The sequence below is a fragment of the Gordonia sp. (in: high G+C Gram-positive bacteria) genome, assembly GCF_012515855.1.
Classification (GTDB): Bacteria; Actinomycetota; Actinomycetes; order Mycobacteriales; family Mycobacteriaceae; genus Gordonia.
Window position 1 is genome coordinate 1 of sequence record NZ_JAAYXO010000232.1, and the last position, 17,554, is coordinate 17,554.

The following is a 17,554-nucleotide window of genomic DNA, read 5'->3' on the forward strand; positions in this document are numbered from 1 at the left end:
GACTTCACACCCGCGGTAATGACTCGCGGGCGGCAACTGATGCCACATGACCACGCCTGACATTTGGCGGATCGACGCTGTTCTACTGTCGTTGTACGGTGCCGAACTCGATGTTCGGCTGCCGGCTGACGCCGACGTGTGCCTCCGGCACCCGCGGTCGGGCGTGTCGGTCCGGACCCTCGGATGAAATATCCGAAGCTCCACCGAAGTGGAGTTCCGCGTTACACGCCCAGCGCCGCGCTTTGCGGTCCTGGAAGTCTGTCTGCCCCTCGCGGGGCAACCTGAATAGTATGCAGCAGGTTCGGCCTCGGATCAAATCCCCACCGTGGGTGATCTCCATCCCACTCCGCCCGTGTCGAGCTGGGCGTTCGCGGTGCATCGCCGGATTGCGGGTGTCCCCGGATCAGCCGCGGGCGGCTAGCATCCTCAGATATGACTGCAACTACCGGTAACACCAACAACGCGACCTACGCCCTGCGCCGTCGTCTGCCCGACAACAAGCTCGGCGACGTGCTGTTCTCCGTCGGCATGGTGGCCAAGGTTCCATACTTCGGCACCATCTTCCCGTTGGTCGAGGCGATGGAACCCGGCTACTGCCGGGTCAAGGCGCCCAAATGGTTCGGCGTGCACAACCACATCGGCACCTTCCACGCGATTGCGGCGTGCAACCTCGCGGAGACTGCGATGGGCATGTTGATGGAGGCCACCGTGCCCGAGACGCACCGCTGGATCCCGAAGGCCATGCACACGCAGTACCTCACCAAGGCCACCACCGGCCTCACGGCGCACGCCGAACTCGCGTCGCCGACCGACTTCGCCCAGATCAGCGAGGGCAGCGAAGTGGTCGTCGCGATCCGCATCCTCGATAAGACCGGCACCGAGGTGGTCCACTGCGACATCACCACCTGGGTCACCCCGAAGTAGGCCGACGCCGCCGAGGGACCCGGCACGCGCGCAGACCCCGCGCATGAAGACCCCACGCGCGAAGACCTTGGTCCCCTCGGACCGATCTGTCATCAATCTCTAAGGTGCCGGACAGTAGGGTGGCACTGGTAACCCTCGCGCGCCCGGGCGCGCGGAACTCATCGTGAGCTATCTGCGAAGGAACAAGCATCGTGGCCCAGAAGAGCCGGACCGTCGTCAATCCTCGGGAGGCCGAACGTCGTCGGTCTCTGATGTACAAGATCGGCGCACTGATTGTGCTGATCATCATCGCCGGTGGAGTCACCTACTGGGCGGTCAACAACAACAAGGACAGCGAGTCGACCACCGGCGGCTCCGCGACGCCGACCGTGATGACCAACGACGCCGTGCGCATCACCAAGGCGCCGAAGGGCACCGAGCCGAAGGCCGTCGTCAACATCGTCGAGGACTTCCAGTGCCCGGCCTGCCAGTCGTTCGAGCAGTCCTTCGGTGGCGCCCTCAACGAGTTGGCGCAGAATCCGCAGGTCGCGATCGACTACCACCCGATCGCCTTCCTCGACCGGATGTCGAGCACCAATTACTCCAGCCGCGCGATGAACGCCTCGGTGTGCGTCGCCGAGTCGACCGCCAAGGAAGGCGACTGGACCAAGTGGCTCACCTTCCACAACGCGCTCTTCGCGCAGCAGCCGTCCGAGGGCGGTTCGGGTCTGCCGGACAGCGACCTGATCCGGATCGCGCGCGACGCCGGTGCCGAGGGCATCACCGACTGCATCAACAACAACCAGTTCGGCCAGTGGGTCGCCAAGGTGACCGGTGACGTCACCAAGAACCCCGACTTCCAGGGGACCCCGTGGGTCCGCATCAACGGTGAGACCTTCAACGCCCAGGGCGGACCCGAGGGCCTGATCCAGGCCGTCAACGCTGCGGTCGCGAAGTAAGGACACGGCCATGAGCGACGACGCCATCACCGTGACTGAGGTCGTCCTCGACGAGTCCGCCGTCGACGAGTCCACCGTCGACGAGTCCACGTCGGCTCCCGAGCCCACCGGCAACTTCTGGACCGAGCCGCGCGCGACCTCCGCGGGCGCCGGCTGGGTGCTGCTGGTGACCGGAATCCTCGGGATGGCCGCGGCGATCGCGCTGTTGCTCGACCGCATTCAGATTCTGATCGATCCGACTTTCAAGCCGGCGTGCAGCATCAACCCGATCATCTCGTGCGGGTCGGTGATGGTGACCGACCAGGGCAAGTTCTTCGGGTTCCCGAACCCGATGCTCGGGCTGCCCGCATTCGCCGTGATCCTGGTGACCGCGGTACTGGTGCTCGGCCGAGTGAAACTTCCCCGCTGGTACTGGCTCGGCCAGGCCGCCGGGGCCTTCCTCGGCCAGATCTTCGTCGGTTACCTGATCTTCCAGAGCCTCTACCGGATCCACGCGCTGTGCCCCTACTGCATGGTGGTGTGGTCGGTGGTTCCGATCATCCTGCTGTTGAGCATCTCGCGCGTACTCCCGGACGGCGGCCGCGGACGCTCGATGCGCGAGACCCTGTGGTTGGCGCTGCCGCTGTACTACGTGGTCGTGATCGCCATGATCACCGTCCAGTTCTGGGACTACTGGAAGACGCTGTTCTAGAGACTCGACGTTCTAGACGATCGACGCATCAAGCGGCCCCGGTGAGAATCGTGCGATTCTCGTCGGGGTCGCGTGCTTCTCAGGAGATCTCGGCGGCGATCAGCCCTGCCATGGCCATCACGCTCGCGTGCGGGCCCGACCGCAACGGCCCGGGCAGCGCCGCCCCGTCGAGCACATGGAGTCCGTCGATGTCGCGCCCGAGGCCGAGCGGCACGGTGCCCCACGCGTGCGACGACATCCCGACGTTCTCGTCCACTCGCACCGATCCGGACACCACGAGGTCCGCGAGCTCGGGCGCGTGCAGCATCTCGCGGACCAGGTCGACGCCGCCGTCGATGCGCCGCAGCGATTCGGCGTCGGGTACCCCGAGGTCGACACCCGCGGAGGTGATGCTCCCCCGCGTTCCGGCCCCCATGTCGGCGACGCCCACCGCGATGCCGCTGGCCGGAACGCCATTGATGAACGCGGCGAAATCGTCGCCATAGCAGCGGATCTCGAGCGCATCGGCGGTGTGCAGCACGGTTTGCAGCAGAGCGGGCGCCTCGACCGGACGTCGCGCTGCGAAGCGCACCAGTCGTTCGGCGTGCTCATGCACCGGCAGGTCGGGACCGAGGAACGGCAGCAGCAGGGCGGCACTGCCGAGGGCGCCCGCGGCGAGGACCACCGCGGGCGCGTCCACCCGACCCAGCGCGGTATGCACGCCGGTGACTCGGCCGCCGGCCACCAGGAGTTCGTCCACGGGGCAGTCGCCGACGACGCGCAGGCCGGGTCTCGGTGCAGCGGGATCAGCGGCGAGGAAGGTCTCTGTGAGGAACGCCTCTGTGAGGAAGGCATCTGCGGCGGTGACTCGACGACCGTCGCGCCGGTTGCTGCGGACGCGGTTGAGGCCGACCGTCGGCCACGCCGAGTCCTCGGCGCGCGGCGATCGGCCAGTCACGGCCGCCCTCCCCCAGTAGGCCTCGAACGCGGTCGCGACGGTACCGAGTTCGTCGTCGGCGAACGCCGACACCGACATCACCTGTTCCAGGGACGCGAACTCGGCCTCGATCCGGTCGATCGGCCACGGCCACGTGGCGTAGTCGTCGCGATGCCCCCGCAGGAAATAGCCGCCGTTGACCACTGATGATCCGCCGAGCCCGGCACCTCGGACCACGTCGCGTCCACGCGACTCCGGGTAGCGTCGCACCCGCGGGGCGCCCGGTTCGATGGGCAGGCGAGCCAGACTCGTCTGCGAATCCTCCGGCCGGGTGCCCGGCCCGGCGTCGAGCAGCAGCACCGTGCGTGATCGGTCCCGCGACAACCGGTCGGCGGCGACGCATCCGGCGCTGCCCGCACCGACGACCACCACGTCGGCGGTCGCGAGCGCGGGCGCGACCATCAGCGGGTGACCACCGGACGCAGGGCCGACCAGTCGCGCTGCGCGACGACGCCCTGCCACAGTCCGAGCCCGTAGGCGAGATCGTCCAATCGCCGCATCACCGAGTAGCCGAGCGGCTCCATCATCGGCGACGACGGGTCGTCGATCCGGGTGCGGATCCACATCACGACCGCTTCGGTGACGGCCACGTGGAGAAGCCACCGGCGGAAGCGCGGTGAGATCAGGAATCCGATCAGCGACAGCGGCCAGTAGTGCCGGAGCGCCGCCGACCACATCTGCAGAACGCCGAAGCCCAGCGCACGACCGACATTGCGGGCCGCGACCGCATCCCGCGCGGGCACCCCTTCCAGGGGGATCCTGATCCGCCGGAAGATCCACCCGGACAACAGAAGTGCCACCGCCAGTCCGACTCTTGTCCGCGACAGCAGCGCCAGCACCGCGACCGCCAACGGCACGCTCATCATCACCGGGGCGGCGAGTCCGTGATGTCGGCTGGCCAGTTCGGCCGCGCCGGTGCCGTAGAACCGTCGACGGTCCAGCAGGGCGCGCAGGGACTGCCGATGGTCGTGCCCGACGTGCGCGATCGGGTCGTAGCGGACCACCCATCCCGCGGCGTGGGTGCGCCAGCACAGGTCGACGTCCTCGGCAACGCGGAGCGACTCGTCGAACCGGTCGAAGGCCTCGCGGCGCACCACCATCGCGGCGCTGGGCACGTACGGCAGCGCGGTGCCCGGGCGCACCGATCCCTCGTGCGGCCCCATGTCGAGCGACGAGAACCGGTTGGCGTAGGCGGCGACCGGGTGCTGCCGCAGGGGCCGACGCCGCCCGTGGTCGAGGCCGACGATCCGCGGCGCGACGATTCCGACGGTCGGGTCGGAGAAGTGACTCAGCAGCATCATCAGCCAGTCGCCGCGCGGCACCGTGTCGGAGTCGAGGAAGGCGACGAACTCGGTGTCGGCGGCGTCGAACCCGGCGTTGCGCGCGGCCGCGGGTCCGGCGTTCACCTCGAATCGGATCACCCGACTGCGTCCGTCGTCCGGAACCGTGAGGGGCGTGGCCGACGCGTCGTCGACGACGATCACGCGCAGGCCGGGCACCGCCGCGATGAGGCGATCGACGCCGGACTGGTTGTCGTGCGCCGGGATCACGATGGTCACGTCGCCGTCGTGCGGTCCGGCCATCGGTCGCGGATGGGCGATTCCCGCGTCGAGCAGTCGCCGCGCGAGAATGCGGGTGCCCGCGTCGCAGACCTCGATGCGGCCGTCGTCGGAGGTCATGCCGAGGGCGGCGTCGGAGAGCTTGAGGACGCGCAGCGGCGAGCCCCCGATCAGGGTGCGGAGATCGCCCTTGCGGACGCAGCGTTGGTCGATCTGGATCTGGAACCCGACGGGTAGATCCGCACTGGCGGGTCCGATCAACGCAGCCTCCCGGTCGCGTCGACGTGCCAGCGGTCCAGCGCGGCGACGAGCGTCGCCGAGAGGTCGTCGAGCAGCGCCGCGCCGTGGGTCGCATCAGCGGTCGTGGCGTCGCCGAGCACGCCGTTGGGCGACACGGCGGCCACTCCCCCCGCCCGCAGGTCGGTCAACACCTCGCCGATCGGTGCGGTGTTGCCGACCGGCAGATCGTCGCGGACCTCGGCGGGCGCCAGTGACTGCATCACCGAGGTCTCGGTGTGGCCGGCATGAGCATCCGCAGCGGGGAAGGCGCAGGGGAACCAGGCGACCTCGCGCCCTTCGTAGCGCAATCGGGCGACGGCGTCCACGAGGGCCTGGCCGTTGCCGCCGTGCGCGTTGACGAACAGCAGTCGGCCGGCCCAGCCCATCGCGCTGCGACCGTATTCCAGGATCAGCAGTTCCAACGCCTCGCGGCCGATGGAGACGGTGCCGGGAAAGCCCTCGTGCTCACCCGAGGCGCCGTACGAGATCGCGGGTGCCACCAGCACCGAATCCGAATGCTCTACGGCCGCAGCCGCTTTGCTCGCCACGGAGACGGCAGCCTGCCGCGCGACGGCGACGGCGATCCGACTGTCGGTGTCCAGCGGCAGGTGCGGTCCGTGCTGTTCGACCGCCCCGACCGGCACCACGACCGTCGGCTCGAGTCCGACCAATTCTCCCCACGTTCGGGAGGCCAGTTCGATCGCCGGTGTCATTGCGACAACGTTACCGATGCACCCCTGGTTAGGAAACGGTTGGCCGCCGAATAGACCGTCCGGTCATCCCATCCGAACCATCTACCACACGAGTCCATTACGGTACGCATGTATAGTTCGCTTCAAGGTGACTCACACCACGCAACATCCGCCTCTATGAGTTCTGCGATCGGAGTTCTTTCATGACGTCTCCCGCCAACCGCGCACCCTCGGGCCGGACCGGACCGCTCGCCGGAATCCGCGTCATCGAGTTCGCTGGGATCGGCCCCGGCCCGCATGCCGCCATGCTCCTCGCCGACCTCGGCGCCGACGTCCTGCGCGTCCAGCGTCCCGGCCAGCTACCCGACCCGAACCGTAACGCCGACGCCCTGCTCCGCGGCCGCCGCGTGGTGGAAGCCAACCTCAAGAACCCGGCCGACCGCGAGACCATCCTCAACCTCGTCACCAAGGCCGACGTGATCCTGGAAGGCTTCCGCCCCGGCGTCATGGAACGCCTCGGTTTCGGTCCCGACGACCTGCACGCGGTGAACCCGTCGCTGGTCTACGGTCGAATGACCGGTTGGGGGCAGGACGGCCCGCGCGCCGACCTGGCCGGCCACGACATGAACTACATCTCACTCACCGGCATGCTGCACGCCATCGGTCGCCCCGACGAGAAGCCGACTCCGCCGCTCAACCTGGTCGGCGACTTCGGCGGCGGCTCCATGTTCCTGGTGATGGGCGTACTCGCGGCTCTCGTCGAGCGCGCCTCCTCCGGCAAGGGTGAGGTCATCGACGCCGCGATGTGCGACGGCGCCTCGGTCCTCGGCCAGATGATGTGGGCCTTCCGCGGCACCGGCCTGTGGCAGGACCGTCGCGGTGTCAACCTTCTCGACACCGGCGCCCCGTTCTACGAGGTATACGAGTGCTCGGACGGCAAGTGGATGGCGGTCGGCGCCATCGAGCCCCAGTTCTACGCAGAACTCCTCAAGGGTCTCGAGCTCGATCCGGAGGCGATGCCGAACCAGATGGACGTCTCGAAGTGGGGCGAGCTGAAGCAGATTCTCACCGACACCTTCAAGACCAAGACCCGCGACGAGTGGGCCGCGATCTTCGACGGCACGGACGCCTGCACCTCGCCGATCCTGGACTACACCGAGGCGCCCAGCGATCCCCACCTGGCCGCTCGCGGCAGCCTGGTGGAGATCGACGGCGTGATGCAGGCCCAGGTGGCCCCGCGCTTCACCCGCTCGACCACGCAGACCCCCACCGGACCGGCCCGCGAGGCCACCGACCCGGCGACGGTCTGGCAGGACTGAGTCCGCCCCGCTCACCATTCACCGACTCTGCGCTCTCAGCGCTGTCGAGGTCGTAGTCACCTCGACGGCCCGCTGGGAGCGCAGAATCGTCTCGTCGGCCGGCCGCCTCAGTCAGCCACCTCAGCCAGACGTCGCAGCCAGACGTCGCAGCCACGACGCCAACAGGGCCGTCTCCGGCTCCCCGAGCAGGTCCGGCCGCGCAACCGCATAGTCGAGCGCGGCGAACAGTGCGGATCGCTTCGACGGCTCACTGTGGCCGACACCGGTGATCCCGGCGATGACGGCCTCCCGCGCAGCCGCAGTGAGATCCGGATCCGGCGCGGCCAGCAGAATCTGCCGAAGCGTGACCCCGACGTTGGTCGCCAGGATGTGCGCTGCCGCCTGGTCAGCGGACACCGCGAGGCGCCCCTGCTCCGCTGCCACACCGGTCAGCGCACGCAGCATCTGCGTCGGACGAGACGTCGCCGGACGAGAGTCACCCGGCCGCACCTGGCCGTACATCAAGGTGTAGAGGCCTGGATTCGCCAACCCGAAGGCGACGTGCGCATCCCAGCCGTCACGGAGGTCCTGGATCGGATCACCACTGGACTCTCGGTTCGCCTTGGCCGCGAGATACAGACCGAAACCGTGCTCCGCAACAGCGTCGAGCAGACCCTCCTTATTGCCGAAGTAGTGGTAAAGCGTCGGCATCCGCACCCCGACGCGATCACACACTGCACGCAGCGAGATATCGGCCCCCGGCGACTCTGCGGTCAGCTCGACCGCGGCCTCCAGCAACCTCTCGCGTGTATCACCTCGCGCATTTTCTATCACTCCGCTATAGTATCTGTATATCGCCGATATAGATTCAAGTGTCGTCGATATAGGGACACATCTCGACAACCAAGGGGAACCACATGACGTACGACCTGACCGGCAAGAACATCCTCGTCGCAGGGGGCGGAAAGAACCTCGGGGGGCTCATCAGCCGACTCGCCGCCGATGCGGGCGCCAATGTCGCCGTGCACTACAACTCCGATTCGAGCCGCGCCGAGGCAGAGGAGACCGTCGCTGCCGTCCAGGAACGGGGGCGCAGGGCAGTGCTGCTCAGCGGGGATCTGACCAGCCCCGACGCTGTCGCGCAACTGTTCTCCGACGCGAGCACAGCACTCGGCGGCATCGACGTCGCGGTGAACACCGTAGGCAAGGTGTTGAGGAAGCCGATCGTCGAGACCACCGAGGCCGAGTACGACTCGATGTTCGACATCAACAGCAAGGCTGCCTACTTCTTCATCAAGGAGGCCGGCCGCAATCTGAACGACAACGGCAAGATCATCACCATCGTGACCGCGCTCCTCGCCGCGTTCACCGATGGCTACTCCACCTACGCGGGCGGCAAGAGCCCGGTCGAGCACTTCACCCGTGCTGCCGCGAAGGAGTTCGGCCCGCGCGGAATCTCGGTCACCGCAATCGCCCCGGGCCCGATGGACACCCCGTTCTTCTACGGCCAGGAGACCCCGGAACGCGTTGAGTTCCACAAGTCCCAGGGCATGGGCAACCGCCTGACCAACATCGAGGACATCGCGCCGATCGTCACGTTCCTGGCAACCGAGGGCGCGTGGATCACCGGCCAGACCATCTTCGCCAACGGCGGCTACACCACCCGCTGACCGAAAGGGGACCTTCATGTCCACCGAACTGACCGGCACCGTGGCCGCCTTCGTCGAGACCGTGAACCAGCACGACGACGCGTTCCTCGACTTCTTCACCGATGACGGCTTCGTCGACGACTGGGGTCGCATTTTCAGCGGACGAGACGCGATCAAGCGCTGGAGCGACAAGGAGTTCATCGGCGCCAAGGGAACGATGACCGTGACCCAGGTCGACACCGACGGAGAAGACATCGTCGTGGTGGCCGACTGGCGCAGCAGCTGGGCCAACGGCTTGAGCCGCTTCACCTTCCGCCCGACAGGCGACAAGATCGCGGCAATGATCATCCGGGAGGGCTGATCACCGACGAAGGCCCGGACCGCGCACTGCGGTCCGGGCCTTCGTCGATCAGATTCGCATCAGACCTTGGTGGCGCCCATGTCGATCTCGAGCTCCGAACCGGTGACCGCAGCTGCGGTCGAGAGGTAGAAGACGGCGTCGGTGAGGTCGTCGACGCTGGCGACCGGGTAGTGATCCATCATCGACGGGAAGTGGCGACCCCAGTTCTGGAAGGCCTTGATGGCCTCGGCGTCCTCGAGCCCCATCGGCGTGTGGACGGCATACGGGTGCACCGTGTTGACGCGGATCTTCTCCGGGCCGAGTTCCTTGGCCGCGGTCTGCGCCAGGCCGCGCAGGCCGAACTTCGACGACGAGTACGACGCCTGCACCGGCATCGCCTTGATGCCCGCGCACGAGGAGATGATGACGATGCTGCCGCCGTTGCCCGCCTCGAGCATCGCCGGGATCGACGCCTTGAGCGTCTTCCACGTGCCGACCAGGTTCACGTCGACGACATCGGTGAACTGTTCTTCGGTCATCTCCCAGGTGAGACCCCAGGTGAGGATGCCCGCATTGGCGATGACGTGATCGAGGCGACCGAACTGCTCGACGCCGTCGGCGATCAGCTGCTGCTGGAATGCGAGGTCGCGGGTGTCGCCCTGACGCGCCAGGATCTTGCCGCCCGCCTCTTCCACCAGACGGACCGTCTCGGCGAGATCGTCCGAGGTGGCAGGCGGATAGGTCATGTGATCAGCCACGCGATCGGCGATGTCCATGCCGATGATCGCGGCGCCCTCGCGCGCGAAACGAATGGCGTGGTTACGCCCCTGTCCACGAGCGATGCCCGTGATGTAAACGACCTGACCGTCGAACTGTCCCATTGCCGAAACGCCTTCCTGAAAGCACACGTAGTCGCCGAACTGTAACACGTTCTAGTATCGCGGAGCGGCGGCCCGGAGTCCATGGCCGGTCCCGGTGGTCGGGAGAGAAGAATCCCCGCTCGGGTCGACGAGATCGTCAGAAACGATGTCGACGCCAAACGGGGATACTTCTCGGTGCGGTGCGGCGGCTACTGGTCGCCGAACGTGCGCTCGAAGCCCTCCGGAATGATCAGGTCGTCACGCGAGAGGTCGGCGACGTCGGACTTGCCCAGGCCCATCATCGTCGAGTCGATGCCCATGCGCATGAGGTCGAGGACGTTCTCCACACCCGTCTGACCGTTGGCCGCGAGACCCCACAGGTAGGCGCGACCGATCATCACGGCCTTGGCGCCGAGCGCGAGCGCCTTGACCACGTCGCTGCCGCGGCGGATGCCGCCGTCGAGCAGAACGTCGATGTCGTTGCCGACGGCGTCGGCGATCGGACCGAGTACGCGGATGGTGGCCGGCGTGCCGTCGAGGTTGTTGCCGCCGTGGTTCGAGACCGAGATGGCGGTGGCACCGATGTCGACGGCGCGCTTGGCGTCGTCCAGACGAGTGACGCCCTTGACCATGAACTCGCCGTCCCAGTGCTCACGCAGCCACTGAAGGTCTTCCCAGGTGGGCGGCGGGGTGTTCATCCACTGTCCGTAAACGTTGAAGAACGTGGGACCGGGCTCGCCCTTGTGTGCGATGTTGGGCGCTGAAAGATCCGGGATCAGCAGCTTGCCGTCGCGGAACCAGCTCATGGCGTAGCTCGGCTTGGTGATCATCTCCGGCGCCAGCTTGGCGACCGCGCTGAGGTCAACCTGCTCGGGAATCTCCGGGCTGCCCCAGTCGCGGCCGACGTTGAAGACCCAGTCGGTGGTCACGATCAGGCCCTTGCAGCCGGCTTCCTTGGCGCGCATCGCGCGAGCCAGGATGTCTTCCTTGCTGCCGAGCCAGTAGATCTGAAAGAAGATCTTGTCGTTGACCGCGGTGACCTCTTCCACCGGCTTCGAGGCGAAGCTCGATAGACCCATCGCGGTGCCGCGAGCAGCGGCGGCACGGGCGACGGCCACCTCGCCGTCGGGGTTGACCGCCTGCACGCCGGTCGGCGAGATCATGACCGGGAACGGGAGCTCCTGCCCCATCACCTTGGTGGTGAGGTTTCGCTCGGGCGTGGTGCCGATGACGTGCGGAGCGAAGCCGAGTTCGGCATAGGCGTCGACATTGTCGCTGAGGGTGACGCCCCCCTGGGTGCCCGCGATCAGCGATGAGTAGACCGTCTTCGGCAGTCGCTTCTTGGCGCGCCGCTGAGCCTCGCCGACTGTCTCGAACCAGGGGTTCCGACGCCAGGGGTTCTTCTCCATCAGCTCGGAGAACTTAGACATGTTGGGTACTTTCTGTGGTGCGTGAGGGTGGTGCGGAAGGGCCGATCAGCAGCAGCCGGACGTCGACGAGCAGCCCGACGCCGTAGTCGGGGCGAATCCGGCGAGCGGGTTCTCGTCGCAGTCGCGAGACGGCGGACGAGTCATCAGCGTGAGCGGGGTGCCGCGCGAATGGTCCTTGTTGGCCGTGGGCTTGGAGCGCTCACCGGCGAGCAGTTCCTCGCCGTAGCCCTGGACGCACTCCGGGTCCGGACCGTCGAGCGGCAGACCGGTGAAGAACTTGGCCGCCATGCAGCCGCCGCGACAGGCGTCGTAGTGGTTGCAGCTGGCGCACGCGCCGGCGCTCTGCGGCTCGCGGAGCGAGGTGAACAGGTCCGACCGCTGCCAGATCTCCTGGAAGCCGCCGTCGGTGGTGATGTTGCCCGCGAGGAAGTTCTCGTGGATCGCGAACGGGCAGGCGTAGACGTCGCCGATCGGGTCGATCAGGCAGACCACGCGTCCGGCGCCGCACAGGTTGAGGCCGGGAAGCCCGCTGCCGCCACCGCTGCTGAATGCCGACAGATGGAAGAACGAGTCACCGGTCAGGACCCGATCGCCGTGCTCGACGAGCCAGTCGTAGAGCTCCTTCTGCTGCTCGGGCAGCGGGTGGAGGTCGTCCCAGACGTCGGCGCCGCGACCCGACGGGCGCAGGCGCGTGATGCGCAGGGTGGCGCCGTAGCGATCTGCCAGGGCTTTGAACTCATCGAGCTGCGCCACGTTGTGGCGAGTCATGACGACGCTGATCTTGGCGTCGCCGAAGCCGGCCTCGGCCAGGTTCTCCAGGGCCTTGACGGCCATGTCGAACGATCCGGGACCGCGCACGGCGTCGTTGACCTCGGCGGTCGCGCCGTCGAGCGAGATCTGCACGTCCACGTAGTCGGACGCTGCCAGACGCGTAGCCACCTCGGGCGTGATGCGCAGGCCGTTGGTCGAGAACTTGACGCCGACCTGGTGGTCGGTGGCGTAGTCGACGAGCTCCCAGAAGTCCGGGCGCACGGTCGGCTCGCCGCCGCCGATGTTGACGTAGAAGACCTGCATGCGCTGCAGCTCGTCGATGATCGCCTTGCACTGCTCGGTGCTGAGCTCGCGCGGGTCGCGCTTGCCCGAACTCGACAGGCAGTGCACGCAGGCGAGGTTGCAGGCGTAGGTCAGTTCCCACGTGAGGCAGATCGGGGCGTCGAGCCCGCGCTCGAACTGGTCGACCAGGCGGCCGACCTTCGGCGGCGCGGGGACGGTCAGCGGCGGGGTCAGGGACGGCATCCCGATCAGTTCGGTGCCGGGGCGAGATTCCACGGTGGTCACGGTGTCACTCCTGGGTTGGGGCGGGGGCAGCAGCTTCGGGTGTGACCTCCACGATCATCCCGGAAACACTCAGTGCAGAGAGAGCTTGCAGATACAGCGGTCGCTCGGCTTCGGCGATACCGTTCGCCGCCATCGCCGCGTCGGCGCTCGGATGATCGGCCAACTGCTGGACCACACCGACGACGACGAGGTTCTTCAAGAACGAGAGCTTGCGTGTGCCGAAGTGGTACAGCAGGGCGCCGAAGGGTTCGGGCCGCAGGGCCACACTCGGGTTCAGCTTCCACGCGCGCGTTGAATCGAATTCCGGGGTACCGCTTCCGGCGGCCGCGGGGCCGCCGGAAGCAGTGGTCGATGGCGCCGTCATCAGTAGACGCCACACATCCCGTCGATGGACACTTCCTCCACCAGCGACTCAGCTACCAGATCCTGCTGAGTTGCATTCGCCTGATCGGCCATATGAACCATCCTCCTTCACGAGTACTGATGTGGTTCGACTCACACACTAATGGCACTCGGTGCATAATGGCTAGTGTTCGAGCGAAATTGACCTGTCGTAGCATCGTGACCGGCAGGTTTACCGAAAGAAGATGAAGCGCGATGACCACACCCGGACGCAGTGGAGTCCTCGGCGGCCGTCCTGCCGCCACCACTCGGGGACGGTTGAGCAGCATCGCGATCGAGTTGTTCACCACCCGCGGATTCGATGAGACCAGCGTCGACGACATCGCGGGCGCCGCGGGGATCGCGCGTCGCACCCTCTTTCGCTACTACCCGTCCAAGAACTCGATCCCGTGGGGCGAGTTCGACGAGCACCTCGAGGGCCTGCGCGAACTGTTGCGCGCCAGTCCCACGGACGACCCCCTCGGGGTCACGCTGCAAGACGCGCTGATCGCCTTCAACACGGTCCCGGAATCCGAGCGCGACGAGCACCGCCAGCGGATGTCGTTGCTGTTGGGAATCCCCGCCCTGCAGGCGCATTCGATGATCATGTACGCCGACTGGCGTCACGTGATCGCCGAACACTGCGCCGCCCGCCTCGGCGTCGACATCAACTCCCACCTTCCGCAGACCATCGCGTGGCTGACCCTCGGCACCGCGCTCGCCGCCTACGACCAGTGGCTGCTCCACGAAGACGCGGACCTCACCGAGCTGATCCGGGTGGGCACCGACGTCCTGCTCAACGGAGTGTCGTCGCTGACGGCGTGAACCGCTCCCGCTGTCCGGAACGGCTCCTATGTCACACTGGCAAGCGCTGATATCCTTTTGTAGAACACGTTCTAGTTTTTGCTCGACGCCCTGCTCGAGCCGTATCCAAGAGAGTCAATCGCGATGACCGACCTGACCCCGCACAGCGCACGCAGCGCCATCCTCACCGTCGCCGAGGTGATCGATGAGACTCCCGACGCGCGCAGCATCGTGTTCGAGATTCCGGACGTACACGCGGAGAAGTTCTCGAACTACCTCCCGGGCCAGTTCCTCACCCTGCGGGTCCCGAGCGACAAGACCGGATCGGTCGCGCGCTGCTACTCCCTGTCGTCGGCGCCGCAGCACGACAAGCTGCCCAAGGTGACGGTGAAGCGCACCCGCGACGGCTACGGATCCAACTGGATCTGCGACAACCTCGAGGCGGGTTCGCAGATCGAGGCGCTGCCGCCGTCGGGCGTCTTCACCCCCGACAACTTCCACACCCCGCTGCTGCTGATCGCAGCGGGCTCGGGCGTCACCCCGGTGATGTCGATCCTCAAGCACGCGCTGGCGACCGGCACCCATCGCATCACCTTCTTCTTCGCCAACCGTGGTGAAGCCGACGTCATCTTCGCCGAGGAACTGCGCGAGCTGCAGGCCGCCTACCCGGCTCGACTGACCATTCTGCACTGGCTGGAGTCGGTCCAGGGGCTGCCGAGCGACCGAACCCTCGCCACGCTGTTCTCCCAGATGGCCACCACCTACACCGCGTACATGTGCGGCCCCGGCCCGTTCATGGAAGCCGCCCACAGCGCGCTGTCGAAGGCGCGGTTCCCGAGCAAGAACGTGCATGTCGAGATCTACAACTCGCTGTCGGGCGACCCGTTCGAGGACGTCGAGCTCGGCGAGGTCTCCGCCGAGGAGGCCGCCGCCGCTGCCGAGGTCGATGTGGAACTCGACGGCGAGACCCACACGCTCGCGTGGCCTCGCTCGCGGACCCTCATCGACATCATGCTGGCGGCCGGGCTCGACGCACCGTACTCCTGCCAGGAGGGCGAATGCGGTTCGTGCGCCTGCACCCTCGTGGAAGGCTCGGTCGACATGGAGGTCACCGGTGCCCTCGATCCCGATGACATCGCCGACGGCTACATCCTCGGCTGCCAGGCACGACCGACCGCGGACAAGCTGAAGATCGAGTTCTGACAGCCGCTTCCGCACCGCCTCCGACGTAGACTCGGGCCATGACGAATGATCGCCTGGCCCGAGTCTTGTCGTTGATCCTCCTGGTCCCCGGCGTCCTGCACTTCGTAGCGCCGAAACCGTTCGACTCCTTGATCCCGAAGGAGATCCCCGGCGAGCCGCGCGCGTGGACCTACGCCTCCGGCGCCGCCGAGATCGGTTTGGGTGCAGCGGTTCTCAATCCCCGCTCACGTCGGACCGCGGCCGGCCTGGCCGCACTGCTGTTCGTCGCAGTCTTTCCCGCCAACGTCAACATGGTGCGCGAGTGGGTCGACAAGAGCCCCGCACTGAAGACCATCGCCTGGGCCCGACTGCCGCTCCAGATCCCGCTGATCGTGCTGGCGCTGCTAGTTCGACGCGGCGCTCACCGGCCTCCTGCCGCCTGAGCCACGCCTTCTGGAAACAACAGTGTTCCCCGTGACCACCTGGTGGTCACGGGGAACACTGTTATGGAAATGCGGGGATCACAGCGAGCGGAAGTACGACCGCTGGTCCTTCGACAACCGCTCGATCGAGTACGAGAGCGCCGTACGGCCCATGCGTGCGGCATGGGCTTCGAGGAAGTCGAGGAGCGTCTGCTCGTCGACGCGTTTGCCCACCTCGCGGAGCATCCAACCGAAGGCCTTCTGGATGAGGTCGCGGCGGTCGTCGATCACCAACGGGGCGACGGCCAGAGTCGCGTCCGACCGTCCGGCCATGATGAAGGCCTGCGTGCCGATGATGCCGACCCGGCGCTCCCACAGATCGTCAGCCGACGCCCAGCGCAGGAGTTCGTCGACGCCGTCGGACCGCACCAGCCAGTCACCCAGGACCGCCGCGGCCGAGCAGTCGACGAGGTCCCAGTTGTTGACGCGGCCGGCACGAACAGCATCGCGATACAGCTGGACCCACCCGGGGCGGTCGTCCTGCCGACGATAGTTCTCGGTCAACACGAACAGCGCGAGCATGCGAACCTCGTGGAACTCGTCGGCCAGCAGTTCGACGATCACCGCGGCAGGCAGCCCGCGCAGGAGCTTCGCGTACGACCGCAGTGCGGGGACGGCGAGTCCGAGGAAGCGGTCGCCCTCGCCGTACTCACCCGGGCCGGTCTTGAAGAAGCCCTGCGACGACGCTGCACGTTCCGGACTACCCGCCGACACCAACTCGGCGACGATCTCGACAGCGCTCGACTCGTGGTTCAGGGGCACGGCTGTCGAATCTACCGACTCGGAGTCGGCGAGAAGTACCCACCGGGTGAAAACAGAACACGGCCCGGTTCACCACCGTGCGTGGTGAACCGGGCCGTGCCCGTCAGAGATGGAGGACTACTTCTCCTTGTCCTTGTCGTCTCCAGCGCCGCCGGCGATGCCGCCGATCACGCCGGGGAGGACGTCGGACAGCGAGCCGGTGCTCGACAGCTGGCCCTCAGCGGAGCCCAGGCCGTTCTTGTCGAGGCTGCCCAGCGCCGCTTCGCCGGCGTTCGGGGCGCGGACCGTGGTGCAGGCGGTCATGTTCGGGAGGCGGAGCTTGCCGATCGACCAATCCGGGGTGGCCTTGACGATCGCGCCACCGCTGGTTAGCTGCGTACCTGGTTTGAGGTTCTTCGGTAGCGCGTACGTGTACTCCGCGACGAAGGCCTGTCCCGCGTACACGGCGTAACCCGTGTGGGTGACGCGCCAACCACCATCGGCCTTGACGACGCCGACCGGGTTAACAGTCTTCTCCTCGAGCAGATTGCCGAAGGCTCCTGCACCGCCAAGGATTCCGCCCACCAGAGTGAAGGCCTTGATCTTCACGGTGGGCTTCACATCGCCAAGAGCGGCCGGGGGCATGTCCCAAACACCCTGCACGAACGGATTACCACCAGTCGTGGTAGCCAGCGCGACCGTGTACTTGACCGAGGTGCCCTGCCCGACCTGAGGTGCGGTCGCCTTCTCGAAGTTGTACTTGATGCCAAACGCTTCATTGACCTCGTGGGTCGACGACGACTTGCACGGCGCCGCCGAAACGTCGCCCGCCGTCACGGTCGGGACGACGGCGAGGCCGCCGCCGGCAATGGCTGCCGCAGCAGCGATGCTGATGGCGCGGTTGCGCAGGGTGCGGTTGGACATGGGTGGTGCTCCGTTCGATCTCTTCTGTGCTGCTGCGCGACGAAGCACTGAGTTCGTGACGCGGCT

Annotated in this window: 20 protein-coding genes; 9 read left to right on the forward strand and 11 right to left on the reverse strand. The window is 67.0% G+C overall.

Features of this window, described 5'->3' with window-relative positions; genetic code table 11:
- The first annotated feature begins 432 nt into the window (after positions 1 to 432).
- The 3 genes from GX543_RS16825 to GX543_RS16835 all read left to right on the forward strand — a co-directional run bounded on the left by GX543_RS16825 (position 433) and on the right by GX543_RS16835 (position 2,553).
- Positions 433 to 924: a hotdog fold domain-containing protein gene (locus GX543_RS16825; RefSeq protein WP_290853606.1), complete on the forward strand. Its 492-nt coding sequence runs from the start codon at positions 433 to 435 to the stop codon at positions 922 to 924.
- Between the two features lie 191 nt (positions 925 to 1,115).
- Positions 1,116 to 1,862: a thioredoxin domain-containing protein gene (locus GX543_RS16830; protein ID WP_290853607.1), complete on the forward strand. Its 747-nt coding sequence runs from the start codon at positions 1,116 to 1,118 to the stop codon at positions 1,860 to 1,862.
- Between the two features lie 10 nt (positions 1,863 to 1,872).
- A complete protein-coding gene (locus tag GX543_RS16835) occupies positions 1,873 to 2,553 on the forward strand; it encodes a vitamin K epoxide reductase family protein (protein WP_290853608.1) in 681 nt (226 codons plus the stop codon).
- Between the two features lie 79 nt (positions 2,554 to 2,632).
- Here GX543_RS16835 and mftG read toward each other — a convergent pair whose 3' ends face one another.
- Genes mftG through mftE form a run of 3 tightly spaced genes read right to left on the reverse strand, consistent with a single transcriptional unit; the run spans position 2,633 to position 6,080 of the window.
- Positions 2,633 to 3,931: a mycofactocin system GMC family oxidoreductase MftG gene (mftG, locus tag GX543_RS16840; protein WP_290853609.1), complete on the reverse strand. Its 1,299-nt coding sequence runs from the start codon at positions 3,929 to 3,931 to the stop codon at positions 2,633 to 2,635.
- A complete protein-coding gene (gene mftF, locus GX543_RS16845) occupies positions 3,931 to 5,349 on the reverse strand; it encodes a mycofactocin biosynthesis glycosyltransferase MftF (protein WP_290853610.1) in 1,419 nt (472 codons plus the stop codon). The genes mftG and mftF overlap by 1 nt, the downstream gene beginning before the upstream one ends.
- Positions 5,346 to 6,080 (reverse strand): mycofactocin biosynthesis peptidyl-dipeptidase MftE, encoded by a 735-nt coding sequence (gene mftE, locus GX543_RS16850; protein WP_290853611.1) that lies wholly within the window; start codon positions 6,078 to 6,080, stop codon positions 5,346 to 5,348. The genes mftF and mftE overlap by 4 nt, the downstream gene beginning before the upstream one ends.
- A gap of 182 nt (positions 6,081 to 6,262) precedes the next feature.
- Here mftE and GX543_RS16855 point away from each other — a divergent pair, with 182 nt between their 5' ends.
- Positions 6,263 to 7,378, forward strand: a complete 1,116-nt coding sequence (locus tag GX543_RS16855) for a CaiB/BaiF CoA-transferase family protein (RefSeq protein ID WP_290853612.1) — start codon at positions 6,263 to 6,265, stop codon at positions 7,376 to 7,378.
- Between the two features lie 120 nt (positions 7,379 to 7,498).
- Here GX543_RS16855 and GX543_RS16860 read toward each other — a convergent pair whose 3' ends face one another.
- Entirely contained in the window at positions 7,499 to 8,191 is a 693-nt protein-coding gene (locus tag GX543_RS16860; RefSeq protein ID WP_290853613.1) for a TetR/AcrR family transcriptional regulator, read from the reverse strand.
- 83 nt (positions 8,192 to 8,274) lie between these two features.
- Here GX543_RS16860 and GX543_RS16865 point away from each other — a divergent pair, with 83 nt between their 5' ends.
- Positions 8,275 to 9,027 carry an SDR family oxidoreductase gene (locus GX543_RS16865; RefSeq protein ID WP_290853614.1) on the forward strand — a complete coding sequence of 251 codons (753 nt, stop codon included), beginning with the start codon at positions 8,275 to 8,277 and terminating at the stop codon, positions 9,025 to 9,027.
- A gap of 16 nt (positions 9,028 to 9,043) precedes the next feature.
- On the forward strand, positions 9,044 to 9,367 hold the full coding sequence (locus GX543_RS16870; protein ID WP_290853615.1) for a nuclear transport factor 2 family protein: 324 nt from the start codon (positions 9,044 to 9,046) through the stop codon (positions 9,365 to 9,367).
- A gap of 59 nt (positions 9,368 to 9,426) precedes the next feature.
- Here GX543_RS16870 and GX543_RS16875 read toward each other — a convergent pair whose 3' ends face one another.
- From GX543_RS16875 to mftA, 5 genes are all read right to left on the reverse strand, one after another.
- Positions 9,427 to 10,227, reverse strand: a complete 801-nt coding sequence (locus GX543_RS16875; protein ID WP_290853616.1) for a mycofactocin-coupled SDR family oxidoreductase — start codon at positions 10,225 to 10,227, stop codon at positions 9,427 to 9,429.
- A gap of 188 nt (positions 10,228 to 10,415) precedes the next feature.
- Positions 10,416 to 11,636 (reverse strand): pre-mycofactocin synthase MftD, encoded by a 1,221-nt coding sequence (gene mftD, locus GX543_RS16880; protein WP_290853618.1) that lies wholly within the window; start codon positions 11,634 to 11,636, stop codon positions 10,416 to 10,418.
- A 45-nt stretch (positions 11,637 to 11,681) separates the two neighbouring features.
- Complete coding sequence (gene mftC / locus GX543_RS16885; protein WP_290853650.1) at positions 11,682 to 12,932, reverse strand: mycofactocin radical SAM maturase; 1,251 nt, start codon at positions 12,930 to 12,932, stop codon at positions 11,682 to 11,684.
- A 46-nt stretch (positions 12,933 to 12,978) separates the two neighbouring features.
- Positions 12,979 to 13,338 (reverse strand): mycofactocin biosynthesis chaperone MftB, encoded by a 360-nt coding sequence (gene mftB, locus GX543_RS16890; RefSeq protein ID WP_290853620.1) that lies wholly within the window; start codon positions 13,336 to 13,338, stop codon positions 12,979 to 12,981.
- Positions 13,338 to 13,430 carry a mycofactocin precursor MftA gene (mftA, locus tag GX543_RS16895; protein ID WP_101841532.1) on the reverse strand — a complete coding sequence of 31 codons (93 nt, stop codon included), beginning with the start codon at positions 13,428 to 13,430 and terminating at the stop codon, positions 13,338 to 13,340. The genes mftB and mftA overlap by 1 nt, the downstream gene beginning before the upstream one ends.
- Positions 13,431 to 13,571: 141 nt before the next feature.
- Between mftA and mftR the strand changes: the two genes are divergently transcribed.
- The 3 genes from mftR (at position 13,572) to GX543_RS16910 (ending at position 15,784) form a co-directional block, all read left to right on the forward strand.
- On the forward strand, positions 13,572 to 14,180 hold the full coding sequence (gene mftR, locus GX543_RS16900; RefSeq protein WP_290853625.1) for a mycofactocin system transcriptional regulator: 609 nt from the start codon (positions 13,572 to 13,574) through the stop codon (positions 14,178 to 14,180).
- Positions 14,181 to 14,303: 123 nt separating this feature from the next.
- The gene (locus GX543_RS16905) at positions 14,304 to 15,362 is read left to right on the forward strand and encodes a ferredoxin--NADP reductase (RefSeq protein ID WP_290853626.1); all 1,059 of its coding nucleotides are present in this window, start codon (positions 14,304 to 14,306) and stop codon (positions 15,360 to 15,362) included.
- Between the two features lie 38 nt (positions 15,363 to 15,400).
- The gene (locus tag GX543_RS16910) at positions 15,401 to 15,784 is read left to right on the forward strand and encodes a hypothetical protein (protein ID WP_290853627.1); all 384 of its coding nucleotides are present in this window, start codon (positions 15,401 to 15,403) and stop codon (positions 15,782 to 15,784) included.
- 78 nt (positions 15,785 to 15,862) lie between these two features.
- On the opposite strand, the gene GX543_RS16915 is transcribed toward GX543_RS16910, so the two are convergent.
- Together GX543_RS16915 and GX543_RS16920 are read right to left on the reverse strand one after the other, a co-directional pair.
- Positions 15,863 to 16,585, reverse strand: coding sequence for a DNA alkylation repair protein (locus GX543_RS16915; protein ID WP_366929086.1), 723 nt, complete (start codon positions 16,583 to 16,585; stop codon positions 15,863 to 15,865).
- A 117-nt stretch (positions 16,586 to 16,702) separates the two neighbouring features.
- On the reverse strand, positions 16,703 to 17,488 hold the full coding sequence (locus GX543_RS16920) for a hypothetical protein (protein ID WP_290853629.1): 786 nt from the start codon (positions 17,486 to 17,488) through the stop codon (positions 16,703 to 16,705).
- Between the last annotated feature and the right edge of the window lie 66 nt (positions 17,489 to 17,554).

What these genes read in the sequence shown, in the direction of transcription:
- GX543_RS16855 (WP_290853612.1), top strand. Translation starts at nt 6,263, where the DNA reads ATGACGTCTCCCGCCAACCGCGCACCCTCGGGCCGGACCGGACCGCTC.
- mftB (WP_290853620.1), bottom strand. Translation starts at nt 13,338, where the DNA reads ATGACGGCGCCATCGACCACTGCTTCCGGCGGCCCCGCGGCCGCCGGA.
- GX543_RS16870 (WP_290853615.1), top strand. Translation starts at nt 9,044, where the DNA reads ATGTCCACCGAACTGACCGGCACCGTGGCCGCCTTCGTCGAGACCGTG.
- GX543_RS16910 (WP_290853627.1), top strand. Translation starts at nt 15,401, where the DNA reads ATGACGAATGATCGCCTGGCCCGAGTCTTGTCGTTGATCCTCCTGGTC.
- GX543_RS16905 (WP_290853626.1), top strand. Translation starts at nt 14,304, where the DNA reads ATGACCGACCTGACCCCGCACAGCGCACGCAGCGCCATCCTCACCGTC.
- GX543_RS16825 (WP_290853606.1), top strand. Translation starts at nt 433, where the DNA reads ATGACTGCAACTACCGGTAACACCAACAACGCGACCTACGCCCTGCGC.
- mftC (WP_290853650.1), bottom strand. Translation starts at nt 12,932, where the DNA reads ATGCCGTCCCTGACCCCGCCGCTGACCGTCCCCGCGCCGCCGAAGGTC.
- mftD (WP_290853618.1), bottom strand. Translation starts at nt 11,636, where the DNA reads ATGTCTAAGTTCTCCGAGCTGATGGAGAAGAACCCCTGGCGTCGGAAC.
- GX543_RS16920 (WP_290853629.1), bottom strand. Translation starts at nt 17,488, where the DNA reads ATGTCCAACCGCACCCTGCGCAACCGCGCCATCAGCATCGCTGCTGCG.
- GX543_RS16875 (WP_290853616.1), bottom strand. Translation starts at nt 10,227, where the DNA reads ATGGGACAGTTCGACGGTCAGGTCGTTTACATCACGGGCATCGCTCGT.
- mftR (WP_290853625.1), top strand. Translation starts at nt 13,572, where the DNA reads ATGACCACACCCGGACGCAGTGGAGTCCTCGGCGGCCGTCCTGCCGCC.
- GX543_RS16865 (WP_290853614.1), top strand. Translation starts at nt 8,275, where the DNA reads ATGACGTACGACCTGACCGGCAAGAACATCCTCGTCGCAGGGGGCGGA.
- mftG (WP_290853609.1), bottom strand. Translation starts at nt 3,931, where the DNA reads ATGGTCGCGCCCGCGCTCGCGACCGCCGACGTGGTGGTCGTCGGTGCG.
- mftA (WP_101841532.1), bottom strand. Translation starts at nt 13,430, where the DNA reads ATGGCCGATCAGGCGAATGCAACTCAGCAGGATCTGGTAGCTGAGTCG.
- mftE (WP_290853611.1), bottom strand. Translation starts at nt 6,080, where the DNA reads ATGACACCGGCGATCGAACTGGCCTCCCGAACGTGGGGAGAATTGGTC.
- GX543_RS16835 (WP_290853608.1), top strand. Translation starts at nt 1,873, where the DNA reads ATGAGCGACGACGCCATCACCGTGACTGAGGTCGTCCTCGACGAGTCC.